At 61.4% G+C, this 18,135-nt stretch carries 20 protein-coding genes; 3 read left to right on the top strand and 17 right to left on the bottom strand.

What is annotated here, in order from left to right; translation table 11 throughout:
* Positions 1 to 19: 19 nt before the first annotated feature.
* From GQA94_RS20040 to GQA94_RS20055, 4 genes are all read right to left on the bottom strand, one after another.
* Positions 20 to 1,306, bottom strand: coding sequence for a TRAP transporter large permease (locus tag GQA94_RS20040; protein ID WP_199270074.1), 1,287 nt, complete (start codon positions 1,304 to 1,306; stop codon positions 20 to 22).
* A 49-nt stretch (positions 1,307 to 1,355) separates the two neighbouring features.
* Positions 1,356 to 1,889 carry a TRAP transporter small permease gene (locus GQA94_RS20045; protein ID WP_158189656.1) on the bottom strand — a complete coding sequence of 178 codons (534 nt, stop codon included), beginning with the start codon at positions 1,887 to 1,889 and terminating at the stop codon, positions 1,356 to 1,358.
* Positions 1,890 to 1,965: 76 nt separating this feature from the next.
* Positions 1,966 to 2,943 carry a TRAP transporter substrate-binding protein gene (locus GQA94_RS20050; protein ID WP_158189657.1) on the bottom strand — a complete coding sequence of 326 codons (978 nt, stop codon included), beginning with the start codon at positions 2,941 to 2,943 and terminating at the stop codon, positions 1,966 to 1,968.
* A gap of 431 nt (positions 2,944 to 3,374) precedes the next feature.
* The gene (locus tag GQA94_RS20055; protein WP_158189658.1) at positions 3,375 to 3,836 is read right to left on the bottom strand and encodes a GlcG/HbpS family heme-binding protein; all 462 of its coding nucleotides are present in this window, start codon (positions 3,834 to 3,836) and stop codon (positions 3,375 to 3,377) included.
* A 236-nt stretch (positions 3,837 to 4,072) separates the two neighbouring features.
* On the opposite strand from GQA94_RS20055, the gene GQA94_RS20060 reads away from it, so the two are divergent.
* Positions 4,073 to 4,732, top strand: a complete 660-nt coding sequence (locus tag GQA94_RS20060) for a GntR family transcriptional regulator (RefSeq protein ID WP_158189659.1) — start codon at positions 4,073 to 4,075, stop codon at positions 4,730 to 4,732.
* A gap of 130 nt (positions 4,733 to 4,862) precedes the next feature.
* Here the strand turns inward: GQA94_RS20060 and thrC are convergent, their stop codons facing one another.
* From thrC to ffh, 10 genes are all read right to left on the bottom strand, one after another.
* On the bottom strand, positions 4,863 to 6,272 hold the full coding sequence (gene thrC / locus GQA94_RS20065) for a threonine synthase (RefSeq protein ID WP_158189660.1): 1,410 nt from the start codon (positions 6,270 to 6,272) through the stop codon (positions 4,863 to 4,865).
* 85 nt (positions 6,273 to 6,357) lie between these two features.
* On the bottom strand, positions 6,358 to 7,662 hold the full coding sequence (locus GQA94_RS20070) for a homoserine dehydrogenase (protein WP_158189661.1): 1,305 nt from the start codon (positions 7,660 to 7,662) through the stop codon (positions 6,358 to 6,360).
* 113 nt (positions 7,663 to 7,775) lie between these two features.
* Positions 7,776 to 8,273 carry a GFA family protein gene (locus tag GQA94_RS20075; protein WP_158189662.1) on the bottom strand — a complete coding sequence of 166 codons (498 nt, stop codon included), beginning with the start codon at positions 8,271 to 8,273 and terminating at the stop codon, positions 7,776 to 7,778.
* A gap of 111 nt (positions 8,274 to 8,384) precedes the next feature.
* Positions 8,385 to 9,110 (bottom strand): DsbC family protein, encoded by a 726-nt coding sequence (locus GQA94_RS20080; protein WP_158189663.1) that lies wholly within the window; start codon positions 9,108 to 9,110, stop codon positions 8,385 to 8,387.
* A 127-nt stretch (positions 9,111 to 9,237) separates the two neighbouring features.
* Positions 9,238 to 10,134: a site-specific tyrosine recombinase XerD gene (gene xerD, locus GQA94_RS20085; RefSeq protein WP_158189664.1), complete on the bottom strand. Its 897-nt coding sequence runs from the start codon at positions 10,132 to 10,134 to the stop codon at positions 9,238 to 9,240.
* A 163-nt stretch (positions 10,135 to 10,297) separates the two neighbouring features.
* On the bottom strand, positions 10,298 to 10,648 hold the full coding sequence (gene rplS / locus GQA94_RS20090) for a 50S ribosomal protein L19 (protein WP_158189665.1): 351 nt from the start codon (positions 10,646 to 10,648) through the stop codon (positions 10,298 to 10,300).
* 43 nt (positions 10,649 to 10,691) lie between these two features.
* Positions 10,692 to 11,444 (bottom strand): tRNA (guanosine(37)-N1)-methyltransferase TrmD, encoded by a 753-nt coding sequence (trmD, locus tag GQA94_RS20095; protein ID WP_158190182.1) that lies wholly within the window; start codon positions 11,442 to 11,444, stop codon positions 10,692 to 10,694.
* A gap of 5 nt (positions 11,445 to 11,449) precedes the next feature.
* Positions 11,450 to 11,986: a ribosome maturation factor RimM gene (gene rimM, locus GQA94_RS20100; protein WP_158189666.1), complete on the bottom strand. Its 537-nt coding sequence runs from the start codon at positions 11,984 to 11,986 to the stop codon at positions 11,450 to 11,452.
* 5 nt (positions 11,987 to 11,991) lie between these two features.
* Positions 11,992 to 12,243: a 30S ribosomal protein S16 gene (rpsP, locus tag GQA94_RS20105; protein ID WP_158189667.1), complete on the bottom strand. Its 252-nt coding sequence runs from the start codon at positions 12,241 to 12,243 to the stop codon at positions 11,992 to 11,994.
* A 187-nt stretch (positions 12,244 to 12,430) separates the two neighbouring features.
* Positions 12,431 to 13,810 carry a signal recognition particle protein gene (gene ffh / locus GQA94_RS20110; RefSeq protein WP_158189668.1) on the bottom strand — a complete coding sequence of 460 codons (1,380 nt, stop codon included), beginning with the start codon at positions 13,808 to 13,810 and terminating at the stop codon, positions 12,431 to 12,433.
* A 244-nt stretch (positions 13,811 to 14,054) separates the two neighbouring features.
* Between ffh and GQA94_RS20115 the strand changes: the two genes are divergently transcribed.
* Both GQA94_RS20115 and GQA94_RS20120 read left to right on the top strand, forming a co-directional pair.
* Positions 14,055 to 14,855, top strand: a complete 801-nt coding sequence (locus GQA94_RS20115; protein ID WP_158189669.1) for a cytochrome C assembly family protein — start codon at positions 14,055 to 14,057, stop codon at positions 14,853 to 14,855.
* Between the two features lie 9 nt (positions 14,856 to 14,864).
* On the top strand, positions 14,865 to 16,154 hold the full coding sequence (locus GQA94_RS20120) for an HlyC/CorC family transporter (RefSeq protein WP_158189670.1): 1,290 nt from the start codon (positions 14,865 to 14,867) through the stop codon (positions 16,152 to 16,154).
* 27 nt (positions 16,155 to 16,181) lie between these two features.
* On the opposite strand, the gene purT is transcribed toward GQA94_RS20120, so the two are convergent.
* From purT to GQA94_RS20135, 3 genes are read right to left on the bottom strand one after another with little or no spacing between them, the layout of a single operon-like run.
* A complete protein-coding gene (purT, locus tag GQA94_RS20125; RefSeq protein WP_158189671.1) occupies positions 16,182 to 17,363 on the bottom strand; it encodes a formate-dependent phosphoribosylglycinamide formyltransferase in 1,182 nt (393 codons plus the stop codon).
* A 59-nt stretch (positions 17,364 to 17,422) separates the two neighbouring features.
* On the bottom strand, positions 17,423 to 17,614 hold the full coding sequence (locus GQA94_RS20130) for a DUF1289 domain-containing protein (RefSeq protein WP_158189672.1): 192 nt from the start codon (positions 17,612 to 17,614) through the stop codon (positions 17,423 to 17,425).
* Entirely contained in the window at positions 17,611 to 18,135 is a 525-nt protein-coding gene (locus tag GQA94_RS20135) for a gamma carbonic anhydrase family protein (protein ID WP_158190183.1), read from the bottom strand. Before GQA94_RS20135 ends, GQA94_RS20130 begins: the two co-directional genes overlap by 4 nt.

Consider the following 18,135-nt stretch of genomic DNA (forward strand, 5'->3'; position numbering starts at 1 on the left):
GCGGTCACCCATCAGCGGCTCAGGCGCCATAGATGAGATTCACCAGCGACAGGGCGAACGCCGGGATATAGGTGTTGATCAGCAGAATCGCGAAGAGCACGCCGAGGAACCACAGGTTGGTACGCGAGGTGGCCCAGATATCGGACCGGGCGATCGAGCAGGACGCGATGAGCACGCTGGCAACCGGCGGAGTCTGCTGGCCGATTGCCAGGTTGAGCGTAACGATCAGACCGAAATGAATCGGGTCGATGCCCACCGCAAGCACCAGCGGCAGTACGATCGGGACGACCAGGATGATCGCCGCAGCGGAGTGCAGGAACACGCCCAGTATCAGGAAGATGATGTTGAGCAATGCCAGGATCACGTACTTGTTGCTGGTCCACTCACTGATCGAGCTGGCCAGTTGCTGCGGCAGCTGTGTTTCGGTCAGGTAAAGGCCCACCACCGCCGAACTCGCCACCAGCAGCATGACCACGGCGGTCTGTACGCCGGCATCGAGGCAGGCCTTGTAGAAGGTCCGCAGGGTGAACTCGCGATAGACGAAGGCGCTTATGAAGATTGCCACCACCACCGCCAACGCAGCCCCTTCGGTCGCGGTGACGACCCCGCCGAAGATACCACCTAGGATGATGACCGGAATCGACAGCGCCCAGATCGCCCCTTTGAAGGCTTCCCACAGCCGCTTGGTCTGGAACGCCCCTTCCGAAGGAAAGTTGTTCTTGCGCGCCAGGTAGTAGCACATGCCCGCCAGACCCAGGGCGCCGAGCAAGCCGGGGAAGATCCCGGCAACGAACATTTTCACCACCGACTCGCCCGACATCACGGCATAGAGAATCATCGGAATCGATGGCGGCAGAATGATCGCCAGGCTGGCGGCGGACGACGACAGTGCGGCGGAAAATTCCTTGGAATAGCCCTTCTTGGTCATCGCCGGGATCATGATGCTGCCGATGGCCGATACGCCCGCCACGGCTGAACCGGAGATTTCGGCAAAGAAGATCGAGGCACCGATGGTCACCATCGATAACCCGCCCTTGATGAAGCCCAGCATGGCCGAAGCCAGGTCGATCAGTCGTCTCGAGATGCTCGAGGCGTTCATGATCGCGCCGGCCAGTATGAACAGCGGAATGGCGATGAGCGGAAAGCTCGTCGTGCCGTCGTACATCACCATGCCAATGTTGGGAAGCGCCAGCGCGCCGTAGCTGAAATAGATCGCCACCGCACCGACGATGCCCAGCGAGATCGCGACAGGGACATTGATCAGGATGAGCAGGATCAGCCCCAGAAACATATAGAAAATTGTCATGTGGTCACTCCCGAGCGCCGTAGCCGGCACTCGCTCTGAATAGTCCCGGTCATGCCTTGACGGGCTTGACGCCCGCCTCTTCAAGCTCGTGGTCGATGAAGCCGTCGCCCTTCGCGCTTTCAATCACCTCCGGCAGCCGCAGGATCTCGGCGATGATGAACAGCACCGACCCGATCGGCAGCACCGATTGCGTCAGTTGCAGCGACACGTTGGTGAGGCTGACCAGTGATGAGCCCTCCAGAATGAGCACCACCTGCATGCCGGTGTAAGCCAGCAACACGAAGAACGCGATGGTGATGGCCTCAGCGAGCAAGGCGATTGGCAGGCGCAGCCTGGGCGAGAAGTAATTGATGACGCTGGGGCAACCGATATGGGCGCCCTTCGCTGCGGCCAACGCCGCGCCGTAATACGTAAGCCAGGCCAGGCCGACGGATGCCACCTCGTCGTACCAACTGAACGGTGATCCGGCCAGCCGTGACATGAAGCCGACCGTAACGACCAGCGTCAGGGCGACTACGTTGATGACCACGATGATTTCCAGAAGCCTGGAAAAACCTTTTCTGAAAGCGGTGAAGGATCCCATCGGCTCTCTCCGATCGGCCTGAAGCACCGGGGTGCTCAGGCGTTAGTCAGATTGCGTCTCGCAGACATGAATGCGCTTACATCTGGCGAAGCTGTTCGACCTTGTCGAGCATGGCCTGCCCGCCCTCGACTTCGTCGGCGAACTTCGCGTAGATGCCGGTGGAGCCGTCGATAAAGGCTTGCTGGTCGACCTTGTTCACCTGCATGCCGGCCTCTTCCATTTGCTTGACGAGGCTTTCATCAAGCTGCTCGCCCTGCTCAAGCGCATAGGCCTCGGCTTCCAGCGCAGCATCACTCAGGACCTGCCTGACGTCTTCGGGGAAACGTTTCCAACTGGCGCCGGCGAGAACGAACGCGGGGGTATAGACGTGGTTGGAAAGGGAGAGGTATTTCTGGACTTCATGGAAGCGCTGGGAATAGATCTGCACCAACGGGTTTTCCTGGCCGTCCATGGCTCCGGTCTGCAGCGCCACGAAGGCTTCGGAAAGCGCCATCGGGGCCGGGTTTGCCCCGTAACTTTTGAACATCTCGACACGCCAAATGCCGTTGGGCGTGCGCAGTTTCAGACCCTTGAGGTCTTCCGGCACGACGATCGGCCGCGCGTTGTTGGTGATCTGCCGGACACCGTTTTCCCATACGCCAATGATCCGGTAGCCCTTGTCTTCGGCGACCTTGTACATCACATCGCGAACCAGCTCGTCACGCACGCGCGCCATGTGCGCCCGGTCGGTAATCAGGTACGGCATCTCGAACAGCGAAAACTCGGGGGCCACACTGCTCATGACCGTCGAAGGCAGGGCCAGATCCAGCGACCCCAGTTTGAGCTTGTTGAGCATCTGGGAGTCGCTGCCCAATTGGCTCGAGCCATAGGTCACGACCTTGGCCTTGCCCTTGAGCTTTTCGTTGACTGTCTCGGCGAACTTGTTGGCTGTTATCTCGAACAAGGAACCCGGCCCACCCACGTGGCCGAACTTGATCTGAAGTTCGGCTGCCTGCGCTGCGGATGTGGCGAGACCTAACAGGGACGCGATCAAGGCTGTCTTCAAGACTTTCATGCTGACCTCCACTCTTGTTTTTATTGAGGCGTACCGCAAACCCTTCTTCACAGTCGAGGGCTGACGCGATGCCCCCGGCTGGACCGCCGGCAGCGGCTGAAACCGGCTAACGGGTGTAGGCGAGAAAATGAATTCATTATTCATAACCCGAAGCAGACGTTAGACCAGCTTTGTGCGGTGCGCCAGAAATCGGGGGATAAAAAAGGTGACCGTCCGTCCCTATTTTTTTGGAAAGTGACGGCGGCAAGGACATGGACGCAACGGCTGCCGCCGACGCCGTGGGTCAATCGAAAGGGATCAAATGATGGGGCAAGCGCGACGACCGCCGCGGCTGATAATCGGCCCACCGGCCACCGGCTCCGGTGGGCCCGCAATGCTGATCGACACGCGGCGATCCGCCAGACGGGTCCGCCGAGCGCGCCGATCGAAGGTCAGGCCGGAACGATGCCAGCGCGCAGCCCCGCGGCCTCGATTCCGACAATGGCCGCTTGTTCGTCCTCATCGGAGGATGCCCCGCTGACGCCTACGGCGCCGATCACTTCATCGTCGGCCGAGAGGATCAGTACCCCACCCGGCACCGGCACGAAGTGCCCATCCGAAGCCGCGGCCACAGACGCAAGGAAGGCGGGTCGCTGCTCGTTTCGCTCGCCGACGGTACGGCTGGACACGCCATTGCCCAGCGCGGCGAACGCCTTGCCCCTGGCGACCGGCAAGCGTAACGGCGCGCAGCCATCCTCGCGCTCGGCGGCAATGAGGTTGCCGCCTGCGTCCATGACGAATAGGGTGAGTGGCTCCATGCCCCGAGCCTTTGCCTCGGCAAATGCAGCGTCGATGATTCGCCGGGCTTGCGCGCGTGGAATGACGACGCTCGAACGATATACCTTACCTGCCATGTCCTATCCTCCAGAGGGCCCGGTAGGGAACCAGGCGAAATTGATCGGCGCGTCGCGCAACGCCTTTCAACCATCAGCGCGACCCAGCCCTGCTTGTTTTGCGTTCGACCTTTCGCTTATGTCGCACTTTTGGCCTATTTTGTATTCTTAATTCAAAACGCTAGCAGACCTTTCGCTGATATCAATAACAACGGACGTGATCAGGTAACGGCGCGGGCCATCAAGGAAAAACAGCCTTGGAAAAAATCCAGCACAAAATTCTGTATCAGGAAGCCGCCAACCGGATTCGTGAACTGATCGAGCACGGTTCATTGGTTGCCGGCGAAAAGATTTCCGAGAAGCAGCTTTGCGAGACGTTCGGCATTTCCAGAACGCCGCTTCGCGAAGCGTTGAAGGTCCTGACCTCCGAGGGCTTGGTGGAGATCCTGCCGAATCGAGGCGCGCGCGTGAGCCGCCTGTCCTTGAGCGATGTGAAACATACTTACGACGTCATGGCCGCGCTGGAAGGGCTCGCTGGGGAAGCCGCCTGCGATCGCCTGAGCGACGACGAACTGGCCAGCCTCTGCGAGTTACACGAGCGGATGGTCAGTTACTACGAACAGAAGGATCTGCCGGCCTATTTCCAGGCCAACCAGCAGATACATGAGCGCATCCTGCAGGCATCGGGAAACCCGATTCTGCTGGAGATGTATAACAATCTCAGCCAGCGTGTGAAACGGATTCGCTACACGATGCAAATGAACGAAGATTTCTGGCGCAAGGCGATGAACGATCACGGTGAAATGATCGAGGCGTTGCGCGACCGCGACGGCATGCGCCTGGGCAGTATCCTCAGGGGTCACCTCAGCCACAAGCTCGAAGCGGTCAATCTGGAGGGGGTCATCGTCGCGGATTGAGGCACGATCGGGCTGGACGCACCGACCTGAAGGAAACCCGCTCGGGCAGCACCTGCTCGAGCGGGGACGACGCCGCTAGCGTTGCGCCAGGGCTACCGACGCACCCGATGACCAGGCCGGCGGCTGACACTCACAGCGGTTTGCCGCGATTGCCGTGCTCACCGACGAAGGCCTGCATCGCCTTGAGGTCGTTGGCCAGTACCGTGCAGCGCTCAGGCCGCTCGAACAGGTCCGTTAAGTGAGCCGGAAGCTCGAGCGCCTTGCCGACACCCGCCTTTTCGACCGCCTCGGGGAATTTCACCGGATGGGCGGTCGCCAGCGTCACCATCGGGATCGACAGGCTGCGGCGGCATTCACGCGCCGCATGGACACCGATTGCGGTGTGCGGATCGAGCAGCTCGCCGGTGGCGGCGAAGACCTCGGCGATCGTCGTGCAGGTCTGCTCGTCATCCACGGCCAGCGAGTCGAACAGCTTGCGGGCCTCGGTCCAGCGCTCTTCGGCCACGGCCAACTTGCCGCTGGACTTGAAGGTGCTCATCAACTCGGCAACGGCCGCTCCGTTACGCCCGTGCAGATCGAACAGCAGGCGCTCGAAATTCGACGACACCATGATGTCCATGGAAGGCGAAAGCGACGGGTGCAGCGTGTCCTTGTCATAACGGTTGCCGCTCATGAAGCGGTGCAGGATGTCGTTGCGGTTGGTCGCGACCACCAGCTGACTGATGGGCAGCCCCATGTTGCGTGCCAGATAGCCGGCAAAAATATCGCCGAAGTTGCCGGTCGGCACGGAGAACGCCACCGAACGCGCCGGTCCGCCCAGCTGCAGCGCCGCATGGAAGTAGTAGACGATCTGAGCCATGATCCGCGCCCAGTTGATCGAGTTCACCGCAACCAGCCGAGTGCCCTTGAGGAAGCCCTGATCGGCAAAGCTGTCCTTGACCATCTCCTGGCAATCATCGAAGTTGCCTTCGATCGCGAGGTTGTGAATGTTGTCGCCGAAGATGGTGGTCATCTGCCGGCGCTGCACTTCCGACACACGGTTGTGCGGATGCAGGATGAAAATGTCGACGTTGTCGCAGCGTCGGCAGCCTTCGATCGCGGCCGAACCGGTATCGCCGGAGGTCGCACCGATGATCACCACGCGCTCACCACGCTTGGCCAGCACGTAGTCGAGCAGGCGTCCAAGCAGTTGCAGCGCAAAGTCCTTGAACGCCAGGGTCGGCCCATGGAACAGCTCCAGCAGCCATTCGTTACCGTTCAACTGACGCAGCGGGGCGACGGCACTGTGGGCGAACACACCGTAGGTTTCTTCCAGAATCTGCTTGAAGTCCGCGTCGGGGATACTGCCGGCAACGAAGGGGCGCATCACTTTGAACGCCAGTTCGTGATAAGGCAGCCCGGCCCAGGATGCGATTTCCTCGACCGTGAAGCGTGGCAGGTTCTCCGGCACGTACAGACCACCGTCGCTGGCCAGCCCGGTGAGCAGGACATCTTCGAAATTCAGGGCCGGCGCTTGGCCACGGGTACTGATATAGCGCATGTTTTCAAACCTTCGGTTTGAGCCAGAAGCCTGGCGTGCGAAGCCGAGCGACCGCTTCGGCTTCAGGTTCGGCTTCCAGCTCCGATTAATTCAGCTGTTCTACTCGGATCCGCACCACGCTGCCAACGACGTCGCTCAACGATTCCAGGGCGGCGATCGCATCGTCGATGCGCTGCTCGACCACTCGGTGAGTGACAAGGATGACCGGCACCAGCCCATCATGGACCTCGGCTTCCTTCTGCATGATCGATTCGATATTGATTCCGCGCTCCGAAAGGATGGTCGCTACCTGTGCCAGCACGCCCGGATGATCCTTGGCCTGGATGCGCAGGTAATACGCGCTTTCGCAGGCGCCTATCGGCAGGATGGGATGGGCCGATAGCGAGTCGGGCTGGAACGCAAGGTGCGGGACGCGGTTGTTCGGATCGGTCGTCAGCGCACGGGCCACGTCGACCAGATCCGCAACGACGGCCGATGCCGTCGGCTCCATGCCGGCGCCAGCACCGTAGTACAGCGTCGAGCCGACCGCATCCCCGTTGACCATGACCGCATTCATCACGCCGTTGACATTGGCGATCAGACGGTCGGCCGGTATCAGGGTCGGATGTACCCGCAGTTCGATGCCCGACGCGGTGCTGCGCGCGACCCCCAGGTGCTTGATACGATACCCCAGCGCCTCGGCATAGTTGACGTCGGCTGTGGTCAAGCGGGAAATGCCTTCGGTGTAGGCCTTGTCGAACTGCAGTGGCACGCCGAAGGCGATCGACGCGAGGATCGTCAGCTTGTGCGCGGCGTCGATGCCTTCGACGTCGAACGTCGGATCGGCCTCGGCATAGCCCAACTCCTGCGCTTGCTTGAGTACGTCCTCGAAGGCACGGCCCTTCTCCCGCATTTCGGTAAGAATGAAGTTGCCCGTGCCATTGATAATGCCGGCCAGCCAGTTGATCTGGTTGCCCGCCAGGCCTTCGCGGATCGCCTTGATGACCGGAATGCCGCCAGCGACCGAGGCTTCGAAGGCCACGATGACACCCTTCTCACGCGCCTTGGCGAAGATTTCGTTGCCGTGCACGGCGATCAGCGCCTTGTTCGCCGTGACCACATGCTTGCCGTTCTCGATGGCCTTGAGCACCAGCTCGCGGGCCAGCGTATAACCGCCGATCAGTTCGACGACGATGTCGATCTCAGGGTTGTTCGCCACCTCGAAAATATCGGCGGTAATGGGCGTGTCACCGGTGTTGCACCTGGGGTTCTCATGACGAGCCGCAATCTGCGCGACTTCGATTCCACGCCCGGCACGACGGGCGATTTCCGCCGCGTTGCGCTCGAGCACATTGAAGGTACCGCCACCGACGGTCCCCAGCCCACAGATGCCAACTTTCACCGGTTTCAAGCTGCACTCCCCCTACCCAGCGAACGGCCCTGCACTGCGGCCGAACAAAAGAGTCGCACATTACGAAGCGCACGGGATTTAGTCAAATCGGCGGCAACCGCCAGGCCTTGCGGCTAGCCGGGTTCACTCTGCAATCCCAGGCGCTGATGCCACTGGGCGAGCGACTCGTCGGGATACTCATCGAAACAGCGATCGTCGGGCCCTACCTGCGGTTCCACCCACGACGCCTTCGACGCCAGCATGAGATGCGTGGACTCAGGGGGCACGGGCAGATCGGTATCGATGGCCGACGCGTGCGGGTGGACCAGATCCGGCCAATTGGGGTCCCACAGCCAAAGCGCACTGCCACACAGCTTGCAGAAATGGCGCTGGCCGTCGCTGACCCGGCTCGCCCCGGTCGCCGGATCGACCATCCTGGCCTGATAGATGCCCAGATTCTCTCGCCCCTCGACAGCCAGGGTCCGATGATCGGCGCCCAGGTTGATCGCATAGCCACCGCCCCCAGCCGTCTTGCGGCATATCGAGCAATAGCAACGCATGAACGGATAGGGCTCGGCCGATTCGAGCGAGAAACGCACGGCCTTGCAGTGACAGGAACCTTCAAGCTTCATGTTCGCACCTCCTCGGTATGCCTTCAGGCTTTGAACGCAAGGAGCCGAACAGTTCGGGTGGCGACAGGCAGGACAGCGACTTCAGGACCGAAGGTACACTGTCCGGGCCGTTTACTCGGCTTGCAAGGCGAGGGCCGCGAGCTGAGGTGCCGGCTGATAGCCAGGAATGATCTGGCCATCGGCGAGGATGATGGCCGGGGTCCCTTGGACGCCGATGAGCTGACCCAGCTCGTACTGTTCGGCGACCGGATTGTCACAGCTGGCAGCAGGGACGTCCTCGCGCGCCTTGGCCTTGTCCATCGCTGCCTGACGATCCTTTGCACACCAGACGCTGGTGAGTGTGTTGGCGCCGTGGCTGGCCATCCCCTGACGAGGGAATGCCATGTAACGGACTTCCACACCCAGACGGTTCAACTCGGGGACTTCGCTGTGGAGTTTCTGGCAATAGCCGCAATCGGTGTCGGTGAACACCGTAATGTGGGTTTTCGGCTTTTCCGGTGCGAAGACCACCATCTTGCTGGCGGGAACCGCTTCGATCATCCTGGCCACTGAGCGACTCTGCGCCTGCTCGGTAAGATTGGTGGCCTGGCCATCCTTGAACTGGAACATGTATCCCTGGATCACGAATTGCCCATCGGCGCTCGCGTAGAGTTGCCGGCCGCCTTTGAGCTGGACCTGATAAACGCCATCCATGGGGCTCTCGGCAATCGCTTCGATCGGCATGCCGGGCTGTATCAACTGCAGTGAATCACGGATCGCCTGTTCGGCATCGGCAGCCAGGGTAACGGTGCTGGCCAGACCGATGGTCGCGGCAGCAAATAAACGAATCACGCGCATGGAGTCTCCGGGCGACTTCGATCGAGGAAGGACTCGCAGATTAACATAGCGACCGCCTCCGAGCGCAGGGAGCGGGGCCTGGGAAGCGTACTTTGTGGGCTGCCGCGCACCCCGCGGGCGAACGCCTTCAACCACGCGGATGATGCTGCGCATGGAGTTCCTGGAGTCGCGCGCGGGCAATATGGGTGTAAATCTGCGTGGTGGACAGATCGCTATGACCGAGCAGCATCTGCACGGTCCGCAGATCGGCGCCATGGTTGAGCAGGTGCGTGGCGAACGCGTGACGCAGCGTGTGCGGGGAAATCGACGCCGCGATTCCAGCTTGCCGGGCATGCAGCTTGATCCGATGCCAAAACGTCTGCCGCGTCATCAGATCACCACGTCGACTGGGGAATACTACATCGCTGGCCTTGCCGGCCAGCAGCACGCCACGAGCGTCACGCAGGTAGCGAGCCAGCCAATGCAGGGCCTCCTCGCCGAGCGGCACCAGACGCTCCTTGTTGCCCTTGCCGAATGTGCGCAATACCCCTTGGCGAAGGTTGAGCTGTTCCAGGCTGAGACTCACCAGCTCCGTCACCCGCAAGCCGGTCGCATACAGGACCTCCAGCATCGCTCGATCGCGCATACCCAGCGCTTCGCCGATATCGGGGGCCGCCAGCAAAGCGTCCACATCCGCCTCGGACAACGCCTTGGGCAACGGCCGCCCGAGTTGTGGCAGTTCCACCCGCAGCGTAGGGTCTGCCGAAATATCGCCCTCGCGAAGCAGAAACCGGTAGAAACCACGGAGCCCGGACAGCAGCCGCGCGGTTGAACGCGCCTTGTAGTTATTGGCCAGACGCCAGGCGAGGTGATCGAGGATGGCCTCTCGACCCGCCCCCATCAGCCTCACGCCACGCTCATCGAGCCAACCATTGAACAACGTCAGATCGCTCCGATAGGCCTCGCGGGTGTTGTCCGACAGGCCTTTTTCCAGCCAGAGGGCATCGAGGTAGCGGTCGATTACAGGGTCGTCGAGTGCAGGCATGGGGCTTGATCGCGCTTGGAGAGCGCATCAGTGTTCCACAAGCGGCGCCCGCCGCGCCACACCGGCACCCGGGATCGCGCTGTGCTGCTGGCCATTCACCCGACAGCCGAACAGCCAAAAAAAAAGCAGCCCGAAGGCTGCCTTTTTTTCGAGGACGCTTTGCTCAGGAAAGCTTTTCCTTGATACGGGCTGCCTTGCCGGACAGCGCGCGGAGGTAGTACAGCTTGGCTTTGCGGACATCACCACGGCGCTTGACGCTGAGGCTGTCGACCATCGGGCTGTAGTACTGGAACGTACGCTCCACACCCACGCCATTGGAAATCTTGCGAACGGTGAAGGCGCTGTTCAGGCCGCGGTTACGCTTGCCGATCACGACGCCTTCGAAGGCCTGCAGACGCTCACGGTCGCCTTCCTTTACCTTCACCTGGACGACCACGGTGTCACCGGGGGCGAACGGAGGCAGTTCTTTGGTCATCTGCTCGGCTTCGAGCGCCTGGATAATCTTGTTGGTCATGCTGTGCTCCTAAGGCAGGCCCTCATGGCGTGCCATCGATACGTTAACTATCGTCCCGCTGATGGATGTATTCCTTCAGCAGCTTTTGTTCTTCCCCAGAAAGCGAGCGGCTATCCAGAAGATCAGCGCGGCGTTCCCAGGTCCTTCCGAGGGACTGCTGCAAACGCCAACGCCGGATGTGTTCATGGTTGCCGCTCAGCAGCACCTCAGGAACACGTTTATCCGCATACACTTCCGGTCGCGTGTAATGCGGGCAGTCGAGCAGGCCGTCGGTAAACGAATCCTCCTCGGCGGAATCAGCATGACCCAGTGCTCCGGGAAGCAAGCGAGTCACCGCATCGATCAGCACCATGGCCGGCAGCTCACCACCGGACAACACGTAGTCGCCAATCGACCATTCCTCATCGACGTGCGCTTCGATAAAGCGCTCGTCTATCCCTTCATAACGACCGGCGATGAGGATAAGCGCCTCCTCCTTCGCCAGGTCGCGAACGTCGGCCTGCTTCAGCTGACGCCCCTGCGGCGACAGGTAGATCACCTTCGCCTTTGCGCCAGCGGCTCGCCTGGCATCGGCCAATGCAAGCTCCAGCGGCTTGATCTTCATCACCATGCCGGGACCACCACCGAAGGGGCGATCATCTACCGTCTGGTGACGATCTTCGGTATAGCTCCGGGGATTCCAGCAACGCAGCTGGAGCAGCCCCTGCCTCACTGCGCGACTGGTGATTCCATAGTCGCGGACGGCAGCGAACATGTCCGGGAACAGACTGATCACTTCGACGCGAAAGTTCGCCATGTCGCTCAGAAGTCCGCGTCCCATTCGACGTGCATCTCGCCTGCGTCCAGATCGACCTTCAATACGCAGGGGTCGGTGTAGGGCAACAGACGCTCGCGATCATCCAGGCTGCCGTCGAACGGCTTGACCACCAGGACATCGTTGGCGCCGGTCTCGAGCAGATGATCCACCCGCCCAAGCACTTGCCCGAGCTGGTTGATGACCGTCAGGCCCTGGAGCTGGAACCAGTAATACTCCTCGCCAGTCAACGAAGGCAATTCGCTGCGCGGGATGCAGATCTCGAAGTCGGCGTAGGTACGCGCCTCTTCCCGATCCGTCAGCCCTTTCAACGTAGCCACCAGGATCTTGCCCTGCAGGCGACCCTTGACCAGCTCAACCTGCTTGACCTCCTCGCCTCGCCTCAGCGTCCAGCGACGATAGTCCAGCAAATTGTCGATCGGATCGGTAAAGGAATAGACCTTTACGTCACCTCGCACGCCATGCACCGAAACGATCTTGCCGATGACGATCAGGTCTTCGGCCGGAGCTGACGTGGCGTTCATGTGTTTCAGGCAGCAGCCTTGGCAGCTTCCTTCAGCAGCTGAGCAACGCGCTCAGACGGCTGTGCGCCCTGACCCAGCCAGTAAGCGGCACGCTCCTGGTTTACAGAGAGCTTCACTTCCGCACCCGAGGCGACCGGGTTGAAGAAACCGATGCGCTCGACGAAGCGACCATCGCGCGGGTTGCGGCTGTTGGTCACGGTCAGGTGATAGAAAGGGCGCTTCTTGGAGCCGCCACGGGCGAGACGAATAGTTACCATGTGAACATCGTTCCTGTAGTCGGTACAGCAAATCTGAATGCAGGGCCCAAGGCCCGAAAGGCCGCATATTCTAAGGATTATCCGGACTTTTGCAAATGGCTTTTTAAAAAACAGCTGCAAGGCTCGGCAGCAGGCCCGCTCAACGCGAGCGGCACCCCCTGGAGGGCACCACTGCAAGGCCAATGGACTAGAACTTCGGCATCCCGCCGCCACCCGGGAACATGCCTCCCATGCCGCGCATCATCTTGGCCATGCCACCCTTGCCCGTGACCTTCTTCATCATCTTCTGCATTTGCTTGTGCTGCTTGATCAGCCGGCCAATGTCCTGCACCTGAGTGCCGGAACCCATGGCGATGCGACGCTTGCGCGAGCCACTGATGATGTCCGGATTGCGCCGCTCGACGGGCGTCATCGAATTGATGATGGCTTCCATCTGCTTGAACTGCTTCTCGGCCGCGCCCTGCGCATTGCCCATCTGCGAGAGATTCACCCCGCCAATGGACGGCAGCTTGTCCATCAAGCCGCCAAGGCCGCCCATGTTTTTCATCTGCTGAAGCTGATCCCGGAAGTCTTCGAGATCGAAGCCCTTGCCCTTCTTCAGCTTTTTGGTGAGCTTCTCTGCCTTTTCCCGATCCAGCGTCTGTTCGGCCTGCTCGATCAGGCTGAGCACATCGCCCATGCCGAGGATGCGCGAGGCGATCCGGTCCGGGTGGAATGGCTCGAGCGCGTCGCTTTTTTCGCCCATGCCGAGAAACTTGATGGGCTTGCCGGTGATGTGACGCACCGACAGCGCCGCGCCTCCGCGCGCATCACCGTCGACCTTGGTCAGCACCACGCCGGTCAGCGGAAGCGCATCGCCGAACGCCTTAGCGGTATTGGCGGCATCCTGGCCCGTCATGGCGTCGACCACGAACAACGTCTCGGCCGGATTGATTGCCGCGTGAACGGCCTGGATTTCGGCCATCATCTGCGCATCGATGGCCAGGCGGCCTGCGGTATCGACCAGCACCACGTCGATGTACTTGAGCTTGGCTTCGCGAATGGCGGCCTGCGCGATCTCGACCGGCTTCTGGCTGGTGTCGGAGGGGAAGAAGGTCACACCCACTTCGGCGGCCAGCGTCTCCAACTGCTTGATCGCGGCCGGGCGATAGACGTCGGCGGACACCACCAGAACCGACTTTTTCTTGCGCTCCTTGAGGAACCTCGCCAGCTTGCCAACAGTAGTCGTCTTGCCCGCGCCCTGCAGGCCGGCCATCAGCACCACCGCCGGCGGCACGACGCTCAGGGCGAGGTCTTCATTGGCCGCGCCCATCAGCTCTTCCAGCTCGGCGCGAACGATCTTCACGAACGCCTGGCCAGGCGTCAGGCTCTTGGAAACCTCGGTGCCCACGGCCCGGTCCTTGACCTTGGCGACGAACTCCTTGACCACCGGCAGCGCAACGTCAGCCTCCAGCAGCGCCATGCGCACTTCGCGCAAGGTGTCCTTGATATTCTCCTCGGTCAGCTTGGCCTTGCCAGTAACGTGGCGAAGCGTCTGGGAGAGGCGGTCGGTTAGGTTTTCAAACATGTGCCGTTTCCACGCTGGGTGTGGTTAAGGCAGCGATTATAGAAGCTGAGTGGCCCAGGCCGGTACCCCGGGCCGGATGCTTTTCATCGCGACAGCCTGGCCATGCCCGACGAGGATGGCCGCGACGTATCGACACAGGCCCGCAGGCGGCCCGCCCCGGTAACCCTCACCTTTTATTGGCACGCTTTTGTGCATCCGGTGTTTGTGCCACACTCAGCGCCTTTCGAGCCTGCTTAAAAGACCTATGCACCCTCTGCTACCGAGCCTAGCTGCCGCCTGCCTTTATGCAGGCGTCACCGGATACCAAGGCCTTCGCCTGGCGCAACGCACCGTGCCGGACAAGCGTCTGCTTCTTATCCTGGGCGCCCTGGCGCTCGTCGCGCACGGGGTGAGCCTGTTCATCCAGCTGCTGTCACCAAGCGGCCTGCACCTTGATTTCTTCACCGCTTCGAGCCTGATTGCCGCAGCGGTGATCCTGCTGATCCTGCTCGCGCTTCATCGCATGCCAGTCGAGAATCTCCTGCTGCTGCTTTTCCCGCTCGGCTGCCTGACGGTGCTGTTCGCCCAGTTCGCGCCGTCGGGCACGGCACCTGCAATCGATGAGCAACCGGGCATCCTGGCGCACATTCTGTTCTCGATCCTGGCGTACGGGATGCTCACGATCGCGGTTTTCCAGTCACTGCTGCTGCTGTTGCAGGACCATCACCTGAAGCACAAGCACCCGTCCGGCCTGATCAAGAACTTCCCGCCACTGCAGACCATGGAAAGCCTGTTGTTCGGCTTCCTGCTCGCCGGCTGGCTGTTGCTGTCGGGGTCACTGATTTCCGGCTGGCTGTTTCTGGACAATCTGTTCGCCCAGCACCTGGTGCACAAGACGCTGCTATCGGTCCTCGCCTGGGTGGTCTTCGGTTTACTTCTATGGGGCCGCCACCAGCTCGGCTGGCGCGGCTACAAGGCCATCCGCTGGACGCTTGCCGGCTTCTGCCTGCTGATGCTGGCCTACTTCGGCAGCAAGCTGGTCCGCGAATTCATCCTGCATATCTAGGACCGACACGTGGAACATCTACACCCCGGCTTTCTGGTCGGTATGCTGGTCTTTCTGCTTCTGTGCTCGGCCTTCTTCTCCAGCTCCGAAACCGGGATGCTCAGCCTTAACCGCTACCGCCTGCGCCATAAGGCCAACGACGGTCACCGTGGCGCGAAACGCGCAAGCGCGCTGCTCGAACGCCCGGACAGGCTGCTCGGAACCATTCTGGTCGGTAACAACTTCGTCAACATCCTGGCCTCGTCGATCGCCACGGTGCTGGCAATCAAGTTGTGGGGTGAAGCGGGTATCGCCATCGCGACCATCGGCCTGACGATCATGCTTCTGATATTCGGCGAGATAACCCCCAAGACGCTCGCCGCCCTGCGCCCCGAGACGGTCGCCTACCCGGTCAGCCTTCCGCTGCTGCTGCTGCAGAAAGTGCTGTACCCGCTGGTGGCATCACTGAACTGGATCAGCAACGGCTTGCTCAGGTTGCTTGGCGTCGACCTGTCCACCAAGGGCAACGACAGCCTCTCAACCGAAGAGCTGCGCAGCGTGGTTCACGAATCGGGCAGCGACATGCCGATGAACAGGCAAAGCATGCTGCTTGGCATCCTGGACCTGGAGCGGGTTACCGTCGACGACATCATGATCCCTCGCAACGAGGTCGCTGGCATCGACCTAGAGGACAACCTGGAAACCATCGTGACTCAGCTGCGCACGACGCCCCACACACGCCTGCCGGTGTTCCGCAAGGACATCAACCAGATCGAAGGCATCGTCCACATGCGCCAGATCGCGCGGCTGCTCAGCCATGATCAGTTGACCCACGAAAGCTTGCTCGAGGCCTGCAACGATCCCTATTTCATCCCTGAAAACACGCCCCTTTCGACCCAGCTGGTCAATTTCCAGAAGCAGAAACGACGCATCGGCATTGTCGTCGACGAATACGGCGACGTACTGGGAATCGTGACGCTTGAAGACATTCTCGAAGAGATCGTCGGTGAATTCAGCAACCAGGATGCCCTGCGCAGCCCGGATATCCACCCGCAGGACGACGGCACCCTGGTGATCGATGGCGCGGCCTATCTGCGCGAGGTCAATCGAGCCCTGGGCTGGCATCTCCCCTGTGACGGACCCAAGACCCTCAACGGCTTGATCACCGAGGCGCTCGAGCATATTCCAGACAGCAGCATTTGCCTGCAGATCAACCAGTACCGGCTCGAAATCCTGCAGGCCGCGGACAATCGCGTCAAAAGCGTGCGTGCCTGGGTCGTCGAAGACACACAGGACACGTCGTCGGCCGACGCATCCTGAGGCCACCACCCTCGCCCGGCCGAAGCGCTAGAGACGGGTATCGATTGCCGCGGCCGCCCGCACGGCCTTGGCACGCGCGGCGGCAATCGACTCGTCGCGCGCCAGCGCAACCCCCATGCGCCGCTGACCACTGACGCCCGGCTTGCCGAACAGCCGCAGCGCGGTGTCGGGCTCGTCCAGCGCGGCCGCCAGGCCACCGAAGCTCACCTGATCGGATTCCCCCTCGACCAGTACCACCGCCGAAGCGGACGGGCCGAACTGCCGAATCGCAGGGATCGGCAGCCCAAGGATTGCCCGCGCATGCAGGGCGAACTCGGAGAGGTCCTGAGAAACCAGGGTCACCAGGCCCGTATCGTGCGGCCGGGGCGAAACCTCGCAGAACCAGACCTTGTCGCCCTTGACGAACAGCTCGACACCGAAGAGGCCGCGCCCGCCCAGCGCGTCGGTAACGGCAAGCGCAATACGCTCGGCTTCCGCCATGGCCGCAGCGCTCATGGGTTGTGGCTGCCAGGACTCCTGGTAATCACCTTTTTCCTGACGATGCCCGACCGGCAGACAGAACGAGGTCCCTCCCGTATGCCGCACGGTCAGCAGTGTGATTTCGTAATCGAAATCGACGAAGCCCTCGACGATGACCCGGCCCTTTCCGGCACGCCCACCGGCCTGGGCATACTCCCAGGCCGGGGCAATATCGGCCTCGCTACGCAGGACCGACTGGCCTTTACCGGACGAACTCATCACCGGCTTGATCAGGCAGGGAAACCCGAGCACGGCGATGGCCGAGCGGCAATCTTGCAGCGAGTCGGCGAAGCGGTACGGCGAGGTCGGCAACCCCAGTTCCTCGGCGGCCAGTCGGCGGATGCCCTCGCGATTCATGGTGAGCTGCGCGGCCCGCGCGGTCGGTATGACCGTATAGCCCTCGCCTTCCAGCTCCACCAGTGTCGCCGTGGCGATCGCCTCGATCTCGGGCACGACATAGTGTGGCTTTTCCTGCTCGATGACAGCGCGCAACGCGGCGCCATCGAGCATGTCGATCACATGGTGACGGTGAGCCACCTGCATCGCCGGTGCGTTGGCGTAACGGTCTACCGCGATGACCTCGACGCCCAGGCGCTGAAGCTCGATGACCAATTCCTTGCCAAGTTCACCGCAGCCGCACAGCAGCACGCGGGTAGCGCTGGCGGACAGCGGCGTACCTATTCGGGGCATGAAAGACCTCGTTATCAAGACAGTGACGGACGCCGATCAGCGGCCCATTCATTCACAGGTTAAAACACCAATCCGGCTGCCTGTGCGCGCTCATGGCAACGCAGCAGCACCTGGCGCCGCTGCGAATCGTCCATTCGGCCCCAGCGTCGGATTTCGTCGATGCTGCGCTGGCACCCGGTGCAGATATCATTCTCATCCAGGGCGCAGATGCTGACGCAGGGTGAAGCGACCGGCTTCCGTTCAGCGGTCAATCCTCCTGCTCCACAAGATCGCCCGCGTAGCGCTGAGCATTGTGAACATAGTGCGCGGCACTCGCTTCGAGCATTTTCTTCTGCTGCTCGGTCAGCTCACGAACCACCTTGCCGGGCGAGCCCACCACCAGCGAGCCGTCAGGAATTTCCTTGCCTTCGGCGATCAGGGTGTTGGCGCCGATAATGCAATACCTGCCGATCTTCGCCCCGTTGAGGATGACCGCGTTGATCCCGACCAGGCTGTAATCACCGACGCTGCAACCGTGCAGCATGGCGTTGTGGCCGACGGTCACGCCTGTGCCCAGGGTCAGCGGATAGCCCATATCGGTGTGCATGACGCTGCCATCCTGCACATTGCTGTTTTCACCGATGTGGATCAACTCGTTGTCGCCGCGCAGCACGGCACCAAACCAGACATTGGCGCCCGCCTCGAGGCGGATCTTGCCAACCAGCGTGGCGTTCGGTGCGACCCAGCTTTGTGGATGGGTTTCAACGCGGGAATCACCCAGGCGATATTTCAC

This window comes from Stutzerimonas stutzeri, assembly GCF_009789555.1.
GTDB lineage: Bacteria > Pseudomonadota > Gammaproteobacteria > Pseudomonadales > Pseudomonadaceae > Stutzerimonas > Stutzerimonas stutzeri_R.

What these genes read in the sequence shown, in the direction of transcription:
- ffh (WP_158189668.1), bottom strand. Translation starts at nt 13,810, where the DNA reads ATGTTTGAAAACCTAACCGACCGCCTCTCCCAGACGCTTCGCCACGTT.
- rplS (WP_158189665.1), bottom strand. Translation starts at nt 10,648, where the DNA reads ATGACCAACAAGATTATCCAGGCGCTCGAAGCCGAGCAGATGACCAAA.
- trmD (WP_158190182.1), bottom strand. Translation starts at nt 11,444, where the DNA reads ATGGCGAACTTTCGCGTCGAAGTGATCAGTCTGTTCCCGGACATGTTC.
- purT (WP_158189671.1), bottom strand. Translation starts at nt 17,363, where the DNA reads ATGCCCCGAATAGGTACGCCGCTGTCCGCCAGCGCTACCCGCGTGCTG.
- GQA94_RS20050 (WP_158189657.1), bottom strand. Translation starts at nt 2,943, where the DNA reads ATGAAAGTCTTGAAGACAGCCTTGATCGCGTCCCTGTTAGGTCTCGCC.
- GQA94_RS20040 (WP_199270074.1), bottom strand. Translation starts at nt 1,306, where the DNA reads ATGACAATTTTCTATATGTTTCTGGGGCTGATCCTGCTCATCCTGATC.
- GQA94_RS20055 (WP_158189658.1), bottom strand. Translation starts at nt 3,836, where the DNA reads ATGGCAGGTAAGGTATATCGTTCGAGCGTCGTCATTCCACGCGCGCAA.
- thrC (WP_158189660.1), bottom strand. Translation starts at nt 6,272, where the DNA reads ATGCGCTATATCAGTACCCGTGGCCAAGCGCCGGCCCTGAATTTCGAA.
- GQA94_RS20080 (WP_158189663.1), bottom strand. Translation starts at nt 9,110, where the DNA reads ATGCGCGTGATTCGTTTATTTGCTGCCGCGACCATCGGTCTGGCCAGC.
- GQA94_RS20075 (WP_158189662.1), bottom strand. Translation starts at nt 8,273, where the DNA reads ATGAAGCTTGAAGGTTCCTGTCACTGCAAGGCCGTGCGTTTCTCGCTC.
- GQA94_RS20045 (WP_158189656.1), bottom strand. Translation starts at nt 1,889, where the DNA reads ATGGGATCCTTCACCGCTTTCAGAAAAGGTTTTTCCAGGCTTCTGGAA.
- xerD (WP_158189664.1), bottom strand. Translation starts at nt 10,134, where the DNA reads ATGCCTGCACTCGACGACCCTGTAATCGACCGCTACCTCGATGCCCTC.
- rpsP (WP_158189667.1), bottom strand. Translation starts at nt 12,243, where the DNA reads ATGGTAACTATTCGTCTCGCCCGTGGCGGCTCCAAGAAGCGCCCTTTC.
- rimM (WP_158189666.1), bottom strand. Translation starts at nt 11,986, where the DNA reads ATGAACGCCACGTCAGCTCCGGCCGAAGACCTGATCGTCATCGGCAAG.
- GQA94_RS20115 (WP_158189669.1), top strand. Translation starts at nt 14,055, where the DNA reads ATGCACCCTCTGCTACCGAGCCTAGCTGCCGCCTGCCTTTATGCAGGC.